Origin of the sequence: Flavobacterium sp. LAR06, assembly GCF_041946075.1 — a bacterium.
GTDB lineage: Bacteria > Bacteroidota > Bacteroidia > Flavobacteriales > Flavobacteriaceae > Flavobacterium.
Genome location: NZ_JAUTYT010000023.1, coordinates 44,537 through 55,559, shown reverse-complemented (window position 1 = coordinate 55,559; position 11,023 = coordinate 44,537). Strand labels below are relative to the sequence as shown.

The window sequence follows — 11,023 nt, the reverse complement described above, 5'->3', positions numbered from 1 at the left end:
TTTAAATCCTGTTATAAGCGTTTTTTTTGTCTAAAAAATAAACCTGATCAAAATAAGGGATGTTTTTCAGTGCCCTCACAAAAGTGGACGCTTTTTTTATGCTGAATGATCAAATGTAAAAAATGATCAAAAAAAAACCATCTCTAGGATGGTTTTAAAATTTTTAGAACTTAGGTTCTAATTATTTTTTTACTTCTTCTACTTTAGCAGCAGCAGAGTCAACTTTAGCAGCAGCAGAATCAACAGTTGCAGCAGCAGAATCAACTACAGCAGCAGCAGAATCAACAGCAACAGCAGTAGAATCTACAGCTGGCTCAGCAGCAGCATCAGCTTTTTTACAAGAAACAACAGTTAAAACAGCAACAACAGCTAAACTTAAAAATACTTTTTTCATCTTACTTTATTATAAAAGGTTAATTATTAATTCGTGGCAAAGATATAAATTTTTTAATATGTAAAATATTTTTTCACTTTTTTTTTAAAATATTTTCCTTGCTCACGATTATCTTATTTATCAAAGAATATGCCAAAATACTAAAAAAATGTTATATTATTGATTTTTTCGTCTAAATTATTTTTTATTGAATATTCTATAAGTGAATTGGCTGTTTTGATTCTCTTATTTGCACTTTGTTTTGCTTTTGAGTGATTATTGCGCAAGTTTATAAGCGTAAAATAATGCGATTTAAACGATTTTTATATTGAACGCGGTATGAAAATCTGTTTTTAGTGTTTTTGAGGCCTTACAAAACGATTTTCATTATGCTTTCGGTGGCACCTTTATTCTCTTGAATGTAGGACTTACAGATTTGACTCTTTTTTTCTAAGTACTTTTCATCCAAAAGCAAGCGATCAAAAATTTGTTTTAACTCACTACTATCTGAAATTACAATGCAACCTCCAATTTTAACGAGTTCAACTGCTTCTGCAAAATTCGAATAATTTGGACCAATAACTATCGGGACACCAAAGGTTGCAGGTTCGAGGATATTGTGAATTCCTGGGTTTCCAAATCCTCCGCCAACATAAGCAATAGTTCCATAACTATATATTTTAGTCAATAAACCTATGGTGTCTATAATAAAGACGTCATAACTAGATAAGTCTTTAATATTGTCTTTTTCAGAAAATAAAACCGTTGATTTTGTGATTTGAGATTGTAAATTGGAGATCTGGTCTTGTTTGATATTATGTGGTGCAATAATGAATTTTACAGTTGAAGGTGCCTGATTAATATATTCTGCTAATAAAGTTTCATCTTTTGGCCACGAACTTCCAATAACTATAATGGGAGTGTTGTTTTTAAATTGTTCAATAAAATCTACAGTGTTGTCTCTCTTTAAAATTGCTGCAACCCTGTCAAAACGAGTATCTCCAGAAACGATAACGTTTTTAAATCCGATAGCTTCGATTTTTTCTTTTGAATTTTCATTCTGAACAAAAAAATAAGTGAACGCTTTTAATGCTTTGCTGTAGAAACCGCCGTACCATTTAAAAAACATCTGATTGTCTCTGAAAATTCCGGAAATTAGATAAGTGGGAGTTTTTGTTTTTTCTAGCTCCTTTAAGTAGTTCAGCCAAAATTCATATTTAATAAAAAAGACTAATTCAGGATGGGCTAATTTTAGGAATTTCTTCGCATTGCTTTTGGTGTCTAAAGGCAGATAAATAGTGACATCGGCAACATTATTGTTCTTACGGACTTCATAGCCGGAAGGAGAGAAAAAAGTAACAATGATTTTATGCGAAGGATATTTTTCTTTGATTTTTTCGATAACAGGTAAGCCTTGTTCATATTCGCCAAGTGAAGCAGAATGAAACCAAATAGTCTTATCTGTTGGTTTTATTTTTTCTTCTAGAATAGTAAAAACATTTTTTCTTCCTTCAATAAATAGCTTGATTTTCGGACTAAAAAGCGCTATGATTTTCAGAAAAAACCCCGCAATAGAAACAACTAAATTGTATAGAAAAAGCATATATGTAATTTTGGTGCTAAATTACGCTTCTTTCAATTATTTTCATTGCCCAAAGGTATTAAATAACTATTTTTGTTCTTCCTTTTCGAGATTGGTTTTAAAAATTTAATCTCAAAGTTTTAAAAAAATAAAGACAAATGAAAAAAATTCAAATGGTTGACTTAAAGAGTCAATATGAAAAAATAAAATCTACCGTTGATGCTTCAATTCAGGAAGTTTTAGATACAAATACTTATATAAACGGACCTTTGGTTCATCAATTTCAAAAAAATCTTGAAGATTATTTAGGAGCAAAACACGTAATTCCGTGTGCAAATGGTACTGATGCTTTGCAAATTGCCATGATGGGATTGGATTTAAAACCAGGCGATGAGGTAATTACTGCCGATTTTACTTTTGCGGCTACTGTTGAGGTGATTGCTTTGTTGCAATTAACGCCAGTTTTGGTTGATGTTGATATGACAAATATGAACATTGATATTGATGCTATTAAAAAAGCAATCACACCAAAAACAAAAGCAATTGTTCCGGTACATTTATTTGGTCGTGCCGCCAATATGGACGCGATCATGGAAATTGCTGCTGAACATAATTTATATGTAATTGAAGATAATGCACAGGCAATTGGAGCTGATTATATTTCTAAATCAGGTACCAAAAGTAAAGTAGGTGTAATTGGTCACGTTGCAGCAACATCATTTTTTCCTTCTAAAAACTTAGGATGTTATGGAGATGGTGGAGCGATTTTTACTAATGATGATAAATTAGCCCACATTATCCGCGGAATTGTAAATCACGGAATGTATGAGCGTTATCACCATGATGTTGTAGGTGTAAATTCTCGTTTAGACAGTATTCAGGCAGGAGTTTTAAATGCGAAATTGCCACTTTTGGATGAGTATAATGCAGCACGTCGTTTGGCGGCTTCAAAATACAATGCGGCCCTTGCTGGAAACGCACATATTATTACACCTGAATTTGATGCAAACGAAAATGATCACGTTTTTCATCAATATGTATTGAGAATTGTTGATGCAGACAGAAATGCTTTAATGCAGCATTTATTGGATAAAGGAATTCCATGTGCGATTTACTATCCAATTCCATTGCATTCGCAAAAAGCGTATGTTGATACTCGTTATAAAGAAGAGCAATTTCCGGTAACCAATCAGTTAGTGAAAGAAGTTATTGCTTTGCCAATGCATACTGAATTGGATGATGAGCAAATTAAATTCATTACAGATTCTGTTTTAGAATTTTTAAACAAATAAATCATGAAGAAAGTAGGTGTTTTAATCTTGATGCTTCTTATTCAGTTTTCTGGTTTTGCTCAAAAATCAAATACTAAAGAAGAAACGGCTGTCAGTAATCAGGTTGAAATTTTGCGTAAAGCAATGATTGATGCTGATGGAGCTAAATTAAAATCACTGACTTCTGAAAAGTTAAATTACGTTCATTCGAATGGTAATTTTCAAAATCAGGCAGAATTTATAGACGGAATTGTTAGCGGAAAATCAGATTTTGTAACTATTGAATTTCAGGATCAGACCATAGCAATTCAGAATGATGTTGCAATAGTGAGACATGTTCTGGCAGCACATACCAAAGACGGTGGTGTTGATAAAGATATTAAAATCGGAATAATGCTTGTGTGGCAAAAACAAAAGAATAATTGGATTTTGATTGCAAGACAGGCTTATAAATTAACTACATAAAAAAAACAACACAAAAAACAACCAAAAAAATGAAAGTATTAGTAACAGGAGGATTAGGATTTATTGGTTCTCACACGGTAGTCGAATTGCAAAACGAAGGCTTTGAAGTTGTGATAATTGATAATCTTTCGAATTCTTCAGAAGATGTTTTAAAAGGAATTACAAACATTACAGGAAAAACACCTTTATTCGAAAAGTTAGATTTAAGAGAAAAAGCATCAGTTCAGGATTTCTTTAAAAAACACAGCGATGTTACAGGAGTAATTCATTTTGCAGCCTCAAAGGCGGTTGGAGAAAGTGTTGAAAATCCATTGTTATATTACGAAAACAACATCAGTACTTTAGTGTATCTTTTACAGGAATTACAGCAAAAACCTGAAGCAAGTTTTATTTTCAGCTCATCTTGCACAGTTTACGGGCAAGCCGAAAAAATGCCAATTACCGAGGATGCTCCAGTACAGGAAGCAATGTCTCCTTACGGAAATACCAAGCAAATTGGAGAAGAAATCATTACAGATACTACGAAAGTAACCAACATCAATGCAATTTTATTGCGTTATTTTAATCCGGTTGGGGCGCATTCATCCAATGAAATTGGAGAATTACCATTAGGTGTTCCTCAAAACTTAGTGCCTTTTATTACGCAAACAGGTGTGGGACTGCGTAAAGAATTATCTGTTTTTGGAGATGATTATCCAACTCCTGACGGAACTGCAGTTCGCGATTATATTCACGTAGTAGATTTGGCAAAAGCACACGTAATTGCATTACAACGTTTATTCAATAAAAAGAATTTACAAAAAGTAGAGACTTTTAATTTAGGAACCGGAAAAGGAAGTTCAGTTCTTGAAGTGATTAATAGTTTTGAAAAAGTAAGCGATAAAAAATTACCATACAAAATAATGCCGCGTCGTGAAGGTGATATCACTGAAGCCTATGCAAACACGGATAAAGCAAATAATGTTTTAGGCTGGAAAGCAGAATTGAGTTTAGACGAAGCAATGGCAAGTGCCTGGAAATGGGAACAAAAAGTTCGTTCTTAGTTTAGTATTCAGTCGCAGTCGCAGTTTCTAGTTACTGGCTATATAAATAAAATCCCAAATAATTTAAATGATTATTTGGGATTTTATTTTAATTTACTTTTATAATTTTGTAAGATTAATATGTTGTAATTATGGATTATGAAAAAGAGAATAAAAAAAATACTTTTGATTTTGATGCTGAATTTGCAAAAGGTTTAATTCCAGAAGAATTTAAAAACGAAATGTCTAAAAGAGTAAAAGCTTATCCCTGAAAAAAGTAACTAATGTCGATCAAAAGTTGGTGGGATTTTTTGTGATTCACTTTCTTTGTCAAATGTCCAGGATATAATCCACCATCTTTTCTCATCAAAATAAAGTTGTATACTGTTGATTCCTCTTCTCACAACCGGGCCGTTCTTTACTAATCTCGTTTCATAGGTGCTCCATACATGAGCAATGTTTCCGAATATTTGTACTTCACGATTAATTTCGTTTTCATAAAAAGGTGTTGTTAATATCATATCGTCCGTTAATTTATGGAAATCACTGATAGGCATAATGGTCTGTTTAATTTCTCCTTCTGAATTTACTGTGGGAAAGCAATAAATTGCATTTGAATTATGGAGTGAAATATCTCTTTTCCATTGTCTTTTTTCACCAATATCACCTGAAACTACTTCATAAGAAGCTTTTATGATACCGTCTATTGAAGTTACGTCCTCTTTTAATGGATATTGAATCTCTTGTCCACTTAAGAATGCTGTATTTGCTATCATAATTAATGTGATTTTAAAAATTGATTTTGTCATTGCTGAGTTTTTAAGTTCGGGCAAATAAAATCATAGCAAATCACATTAGGAACTTTTTTATACAGATGTGGGTAAATAGTATGCAGGCACGGTCTTTTTTTATGTTGCTGGTTACAGCATGAATTTATTGATTGCTTTAGTGAGACAATCTTTATACGTTTTGCCAATGGTTATTTTATTTCCTTTGGCTATAATGTGATTGTCTTCTATGCTATCTATATTGGTTAGGTTGACTATAAAAGAATTGTGAACCCTCATAAATTCATTAGGTAATACATCTATTAATTCTTTTAAAGATTTATAATAGGTGTGTTTGATATTTTCTATTGTTATAATCTGAACATAATTCCCCAAGCCTTTAATTACAGCTATAGAATCAAAATGTAGTTTTACAATTTTTTTATCCGTTTTTATGAATGTAAATTTTTCTTCTTTCATGCTATTTAATATCATTTTAAGGGATTGAGATTCTGGAGTAAATGTAAATGGTTTTATATAAAAAATCCTCACAAACATTAAGTTATGAGGATTTTTTATAAGTATAATTTTTAAACTGATCACTAAAAAAACTGATCACTGATTACTAAAAATTAAGCATTCGCCGTAACCGCTTCTTTGTCAATTTTATTAATCAAACCAGTCAATACTTTTCCAGGACCCACTTCAGTGAATAAAGTAGCGCCGTCAGCGATCATTTGCTGTACTGATTGTGTCCATTTTACAGGAGCAGTCAATTGTATAATTAAGTTCTTTTTGATTTCGTTTGCGTCAGAAACTGCGTTTGCTGTTACGTTTTGGTAAACTGGGCAAATAGGAGTAGAGAACGTAGTTGCTTCAATTGCAGCAGCTAATTCTTCTCTTGCCGGTTCCATCATTGGTGAGTGAAATGCTCCTCCAACAGGTAAAATTAAAGCACGTTTTGCTCCCGCAGCTTTCATTGCCTCGCAAGCTTTTTCAACTGCTGTAGTTTCTCCTGAAATTACTAATTGTCCAGGACAGTTGTAGTTTGCAGCAACTACAATTCCATCGATAGAAGCACAAACTTCTTCAACAATATTATCTGCTAATCCTAAAACAGCCGCCATTGTTGATGGCGTAATTTCACAGGCTTTTTGCATTGCCAAAGCACGTTGTGAAACTAATTTCAAACCATCTTCAAAAGATAAAGTTCCGTTGGCAACTAAAGCTGAAAATTCGCCCAATGAATGTCCTGCAACCATTTCTGGTTTAAAATCTTCGCCTAAAGTTTTAGCCAAAATAACAGAATGTAAAAATACTGCTGGCTGAGTCACTTTAGTTTCTTTTAGTTCTTCGGCAGTACCTTCAAACATAATATCTGTAATTCTAAAACCTAAAATTTCGTTAGCTTTTTCGAATAATTCTTTGGCTAAAGCCGATGTTTCATATAAGTCTTTGCCCATTCCTGTAAACTGTGCGCCCTGACCTGGAAATACGTATGCTTTCATTTGTCTAATTTATTTTTTTTATTTTTTTGAAATTGAAAATTAGTTTCAATTGAAAGGCAAAAATAGTATTTTTTTAGCTCGTATAATCCTTAAACATATAAATCCATGCTAATCTTGAAAATCTAAGATTGAAAGAAGTGAGTAAAGTAATGACAACAGCAATAATCGGAATGATTCGTAAATCGAATGTTTGATCAAAGAAAAACTGAGCAACACAATAAGTGGCAATACCTTGCGCAACGGTCAATCCGTAATTTACATACATTGCTCCAAAGAAATAGCCTGGTTCTTTCTGAAATTTGTAATTGCAATGACTGCAGTATTCATTCATTTTCGGCAAACCAAAAGGTAAAAAAATATTACTGTCTTTAAAAACTTTTCCTTTATGACAAATAGGACATTCGTTGCTTAAAATATGAGTTAATGTATTTGACATGACTTTGTTGTTTTTTATTTATACAAAGGTATTTTAGAATCTATTATAAGTCTTTTTTATATCTTCGCCACTTATAGCACAATAAAGACATTTGTTATGAAAAAATATCCAATTTATAGTGTTCAGAATTTCAGCTGTAACGATGTTCATCGCGATTTTTATGTAAATACTTTTACAGAACATTTAAAAAGCCACAGTTTTGTCGAAGAACCGCATCGGCATGATTCGTATTTAATGGTGTTTTTTACAAATGGTTCGGGATTGCATGAAGTCGATTTTGATCAATTCGAAATCAAAAGAGGGAGTTTGTTTGTTCTGCAACCCGGACAAATGCATCATTGGAGTTTGTCTGAAGATATCGAAGGTTTTGTGATTATCTTTTCGCAGGAACTTTATAATTTATACTTCGGACAGAAAAAGATCAACGAGTATAATTTTTACCATTCCATTCACAATCGACCGGAAATGGTTTTTGAAGAAAAGGAGATGTTAAAAATCCTGCCTTATTTTGATTTGCTGATTCAGGAAAATAATCAGAATAATAAATTGCAATTGGATAAAATGCTGAATTTGCTTGATTGTATTCACATTGAAATTTCAAGAAAATACAGTGAGACGTATTCCCATCAAACACATTCGTACAATATCAAAATCAACAAATTTGAATTGCTGTTAGAACAATATTTCAGAAAAGAGAAATTGCCTTCTTTTTACGCAGAAAAATTAAATATTACGCTTAAACATCTCAATAGAATCTGCAATGAAATTCTGCAAAAAACTGCCACAGAGGTAATCATGGATCGGGTAATTCTGGAAATAAAACGAATGTTAATCGACAAACAATTGGCGGTAAATGAAGTCGCATTTGCAGTCGGCTATGAAGATTATTCCTATTTCTCCAGATTCTTCAAAAAACAAACCGGAATGTCTCCCACGGAATTTCGAAATGTAAAATAAGGGCTTCGACTCCGCTCAGCCTGACATTCCTATTTTAAAGTTATGCATGTCAGGCTGAGCGGAGTCGAAGCCCCATTGCTAAAAGAAAGAACCCTGCACTTCCTAGAAAGTACAGGGTTCTTAACCAACCAAATTAAAACCTATTTTATAAGATTAAGCCTGTTTTGCGAATTGTAATTCGATGTTCAAACGAACTTCTTCTCCAACCAAAACACCACCAGTTTCAAGAGCTGAGTTCCAGTTTAATCCCCAATCTTTACGATTGATTTTACCTTCAATATTTAAACCTACTTTAGTATTTCCCCAAGGATCAGTCATGGTTCCGCTAAATTCTACAGGAAATTTTACTGTTTTAGAAACACCTTTAATGTTTAAGTCTCCAGTTAATTCATATTCTCCATCATTGATTTTTTTGAATGAAGATCCTTTAAAAGATAATTTTGGATGATTTTCAGCATCAAAGAAATCTCCACTTCTTAAGTGACCATCTCTGTCTGCGTTTGCAGTGTCGATAGAAGCGATATCTCCAGAAAATTGGATATCTGCATTTTCGAAGTTGTCTCCGTCTGTAGTAATTGTTGCGTCGTAAGTTCCAAATTTACCTGAAACATTTGTAAACATCATGTGTTTAACTTTAAAACCAATTTCTGAATGTGTTGGGTCAATTGACCATTTTGTAGTTGCCATAATTTTTATTTTTTAAATAATTAATTTCATTTTGATAGGACAAAGTTACGGTGGTAGTAAGCGTAACGCACTTAACCTAGATTAAGAAATAAAAAATGTCCTTTTTATTTTTTTGATTGATTATCTTAAAATACAATTCTCATGTAGATTAAAATTATCTTTTAGGAAAAGTTTAGTAAAAAAAAGAAACGATAAGAATCTGAAATTCAGATTGATTACCGTTTCTTGAAAAAAAGTATTAATTGTGTTGTAATGAATTAATAGTTCATCGGAATGTCCATCAATAAGAATTCGGCATCCGTATTTGCTTTTATAGTTAAAACATCAGTTCCTGAAATTCCAACAGCATCACGAGTATTTAATTCCTGACCATTGATCGTTACGTTTCCTTTTAAAATGAAAGCGTAAACTCCGTTTCCTTCTTTTTTAATTTTATATTCGGTGGCAATTCCGGCATCAAAATTCGCCATGTTAAACCAGGCATCCTGATGAATCCAAACACCTTCATCATCTGCATTTGGAGACAAGATTTGTGCTAACTTATTGTGTCTGTCAGCAACATCTAAAGTAATTTGTTGGTATCGAGGCGTTACATTTCTTTTGTTAGGAAACAACCAGATCTGCAACAATTTTGTTTGCTGATCTGCATTCGGGTTAAACTCACTGTGTTGCACTCCGGTTCCGGCACTCATTACTTGAATATCACCATTTTTAATGATCTCCGTATTTCCCATGCTGTCTTTGTGTGCTAAATCGCCTTCTAACGGAATGGTAATGATTTCCATATTATCATGAGGATGCGTTCCAAAACCCATTCCTCCTGCAATCGTGTCGTCATTCAAAACACGAAGCGCTCCAAACTGAATTCTATCCGGGTTGTACCAGCTAGCAAAACTAAAACTGTGATAAGCGTTAAGCCAACCGTGATTTGCATTTCCTCTTGTTTCTGCTTTGTGCAATACTATATTTTCCATGATCTGTGTGTTTTGTTATTTTTATAGTACAAATTTACGATCAACATGGAGGAAAAGCACTTAATGTAGATTAAGAAAGGTTTTTTGAAAGGTTCTGAGATTCTAAGGAACTAAGTTGCTAAGTTTTTGTTTTGATCAAAAACATGATAGAAATTAAAGGAAGTCCCAGCGGGACAATATGTTTATAGAAAATAATTTAACCGAATTATCAAAGCTCCAGCGGAGCGAAATGTTAATATTAGGAAAAATAGAAAAATATTGCTCCGCTGGAGCTTTGATGTTGGATTGGATATTTTCTAAGGTTTTTTTTGAAGCAGAAATTTTGGTTTTTACAAAACGTCTGGTCCCGCTATCCCATTCAATCTTTTATGCTGAACCCCAGCATAAAAGGATTTCCAGTTCTATTGGGGCTAAATTAGAAGTTTTATTTTATAAGAAGGTTCAAAGTTGCAGAGGTTCAAAGCTTTTTGATATTCAGTTGTGATCTCAACGAAGGAGAGATCACACAAGTAACTCGACAAAGATTGGCTATTGTTGGATCGGACTTTCTAGTGTGATCTCTCCTACGTCGAGATGACAAGATTATGCTGAATCATTATTTGAAAGTAAAAAACCTGAATTATTTAATCCTAATCAATTTCCCTTTTCCAACTACTTCATCAAGGTAATTCGCAGCCGAACTTTGCTTATCATGCATGTAAAATGGAATAGTATCTTTTTTGATTTGATCTTTTGAAATACTTATAATTAAATCTGTATTCATAAAATTTTCCAATAGAATTATACTGCCATAAGAAATTTTTCCTTTTGGCATATACTTGCTATCAAACACAAAGACACTATCCTTAAAAGTAATTTTATCTTTTTGGATATACGAATTGTCTTCTTCTATTAAATAATTATAACGGCCATTAAGTTTATCTGTTTCCTGATTTAAGTTAATAGAAAGCAACGTTATTATTAAAATAAGATATTTCATGA

At 32.7% G+C, this 11,023-nt stretch carries 14 protein-coding genes; 5 read left to right on the top strand and 9 right to left on the bottom strand.

Annotated features, from left to right (window positions below; genetic code table 11):
* Nucleotides 1-181: 181 nt before the first annotated feature.
* Both Q7C23_RS22390 and Q7C23_RS22385 read right to left on the bottom strand, forming a co-directional pair.
* Nucleotides 182-394, bottom strand: a complete 213-nt coding sequence (locus Q7C23_RS22390) for a hypothetical protein (RefSeq protein ID WP_026985591.1) — start codon at nt 392-394, stop codon at nt 182-184.
* A gap of 349 nt (nt 395-743) precedes the next feature.
* A complete protein-coding gene (locus tag Q7C23_RS22385) occupies nt 744-1,976 on the bottom strand; it encodes a 3-deoxy-D-manno-octulosonic acid transferase (protein ID WP_375034587.1) in 1,233 nt (410 codons plus the stop codon).
* Between the two features lie 137 nt (nt 1,977-2,113).
* Between Q7C23_RS22385 and Q7C23_RS22380 the strand changes: the two genes are divergently transcribed.
* Genes Q7C23_RS22380 through galE form a run of 3 tightly spaced genes read left to right on the top strand, consistent with a single transcriptional unit; the run spans nt 2,114 to nt 4,734 of the window.
* Nucleotides 2,114-3,247 carry a DegT/DnrJ/EryC1/StrS family aminotransferase gene (locus tag Q7C23_RS22380; protein WP_375034586.1) on the top strand — a complete coding sequence of 378 codons (1,134 nt, stop codon included), beginning with the start codon at nt 2,114-2,116 and terminating at the stop codon, nt 3,245-3,247.
* A 3-nt stretch (nt 3,248-3,250) separates the two neighbouring features.
* Nucleotides 3,251-3,691 carry a nuclear transport factor 2 family protein gene (locus Q7C23_RS22375; RefSeq protein ID WP_375034585.1) on the top strand — a complete coding sequence of 147 codons (441 nt, stop codon included), beginning with the start codon at nt 3,251-3,253 and terminating at the stop codon, nt 3,689-3,691.
* Nucleotides 3,692-3,720: 29 nt separating this feature from the next.
* Nucleotides 3,721-4,734 carry a UDP-glucose 4-epimerase GalE gene (gene galE, locus Q7C23_RS22370; protein WP_375034584.1) on the top strand — a complete coding sequence of 338 codons (1,014 nt, stop codon included), beginning with the start codon at nt 3,721-3,723 and terminating at the stop codon, nt 4,732-4,734.
* A 260-nt stretch (nt 4,735-4,994) separates the two neighbouring features.
* Here the strand turns inward: galE and Q7C23_RS22365 are convergent, their stop codons facing one another.
* From Q7C23_RS22365 to Q7C23_RS22350, 4 genes are all read right to left on the bottom strand, one after another.
* On the bottom strand, nt 4,995-5,522 hold the full coding sequence (locus tag Q7C23_RS22365; RefSeq protein WP_375034583.1) for a hypothetical protein: 528 nt from the start codon (nt 5,520-5,522) through the stop codon (nt 4,995-4,997).
* 111 nt (nt 5,523-5,633) lie between these two features.
* Nucleotides 5,634-5,960, bottom strand: a complete 327-nt coding sequence (locus Q7C23_RS22360) for a LytR/AlgR family response regulator transcription factor (RefSeq protein WP_375034582.1) — start codon at nt 5,958-5,960, stop codon at nt 5,634-5,636.
* Nucleotides 5,961-6,112: 152 nt separating this feature from the next.
* A complete protein-coding gene (gene fabD, locus Q7C23_RS22355) occupies nt 6,113-6,988 on the bottom strand; it encodes an ACP S-malonyltransferase (protein ID WP_375034581.1) in 876 nt (291 codons plus the stop codon).
* Between the two features lie 73 nt (nt 6,989-7,061).
* Complete coding sequence (locus Q7C23_RS22350) at nt 7,062-7,424, bottom strand: DUF983 domain-containing protein (RefSeq protein ID WP_375034580.1); 363 nt, start codon at nt 7,422-7,424, stop codon at nt 7,062-7,064.
* Between the two features lie 96 nt (nt 7,425-7,520).
* Between Q7C23_RS22350 and Q7C23_RS22345 the strand changes: the two genes are divergently transcribed.
* Nucleotides 7,521-8,381, top strand: a complete 861-nt coding sequence (locus Q7C23_RS22345; RefSeq protein ID WP_375034579.1) for a helix-turn-helix domain-containing protein — start codon at nt 7,521-7,523, stop codon at nt 8,379-8,381.
* 153 nt (nt 8,382-8,534) lie between these two features.
* Here the strand turns inward: Q7C23_RS22345 and Q7C23_RS22340 are convergent, their stop codons facing one another.
* Complete coding sequence (locus Q7C23_RS22340; protein ID WP_194658030.1) at nt 8,535-9,068, bottom strand: YceI family protein; 534 nt, start codon at nt 9,066-9,068, stop codon at nt 8,535-8,537.
* 257 nt (nt 9,069-9,325) lie between these two features.
* The gene (locus Q7C23_RS22335; protein ID WP_375034578.1) at nt 9,326-10,042 is read right to left on the bottom strand and encodes a pirin family protein; all 717 of its coding nucleotides are present in this window, start codon (nt 10,040-10,042) and stop codon (nt 9,326-9,328) included.
* Nucleotides 10,043-10,220: 178 nt separating this feature from the next.
* Between Q7C23_RS22335 and Q7C23_RS22330 the strand changes: the two genes are divergently transcribed.
* Complete coding sequence (locus Q7C23_RS22330; protein WP_375034577.1) at nt 10,221-10,526, top strand: hypothetical protein; 306 nt, start codon at nt 10,221-10,223, stop codon at nt 10,524-10,526.
* 135 nt (nt 10,527-10,661) lie between these two features.
* Here the strand turns inward: Q7C23_RS22330 and Q7C23_RS22325 are convergent, their stop codons facing one another.
* Entirely contained in the window at nt 10,662-11,021 is a 360-nt protein-coding gene (locus tag Q7C23_RS22325; protein WP_375034576.1) for a hypothetical protein, read from the bottom strand.
* Nucleotides 11,022-11,023: the final 2 nt, after the last annotated feature.

Coding starts and splice junctions, on each gene's coding strand:
- Q7C23_RS22325 (WP_375034576.1), bottom strand. CDS start 11,021: ATGAAATATCTTATTTTAATAATAACGTTGCTTTCTATTAACTTAAAT.
- Q7C23_RS22340 (WP_194658030.1), bottom strand. CDS start 9,068: ATGGCAACTACAAAATGGTCAATTGACCCAACACATTCAGAAATTGGT.
- Q7C23_RS22350 (WP_375034580.1), bottom strand. CDS start 7,424: ATGTCAAATACATTAACTCATATTTTAAGCAACGAATGTCCTATTTGT.
- Q7C23_RS22385 (WP_375034587.1), bottom strand. CDS start 1,976: ATGCTTTTTCTATACAATTTAGTTGTTTCTATTGCGGGGTTTTTTCTG.
- Q7C23_RS22345 (WP_375034579.1), top strand. CDS start 7,521: ATGAAAAAATATCCAATTTATAGTGTTCAGAATTTCAGCTGTAACGAT.
- Q7C23_RS22380 (WP_375034586.1), top strand. CDS start 2,114: ATGAAAAAAATTCAAATGGTTGACTTAAAGAGTCAATATGAAAAAATA.
- Q7C23_RS22390 (WP_026985591.1), bottom strand. CDS start 394: ATGAAAAAAGTATTTTTAAGTTTAGCTGTTGTTGCTGTTTTAACTGTT.
- galE (WP_375034584.1), top strand. CDS start 3,721: ATGAAAGTATTAGTAACAGGAGGATTAGGATTTATTGGTTCTCACACG.
- fabD (WP_375034581.1), bottom strand. CDS start 6,988: ATGAAAGCATACGTATTTCCAGGTCAGGGCGCACAGTTTACAGGAATG.
- Q7C23_RS22335 (WP_375034578.1), bottom strand. CDS start 10,042: ATGGAAAATATAGTATTGCACAAAGCAGAAACAAGAGGAAATGCAAAT.
- Q7C23_RS22330 (WP_375034577.1), top strand. CDS start 10,221: ATGTTTATAGAAAATAATTTAACCGAATTATCAAAGCTCCAGCGGAGC.
- Q7C23_RS22360 (WP_375034582.1), bottom strand. CDS start 5,960: ATGAAAGAAGAAAAATTTACATTCATAAAAACGGATAAAAAAATTGTA.
- Q7C23_RS22375 (WP_375034585.1), top strand. CDS start 3,251: ATGAAGAAAGTAGGTGTTTTAATCTTGATGCTTCTTATTCAGTTTTCT.
- Q7C23_RS22365 (WP_375034583.1), bottom strand. CDS start 5,522: ATGACAAAATCAATTTTTAAAATCACATTAATTATGATAGCAAATACA.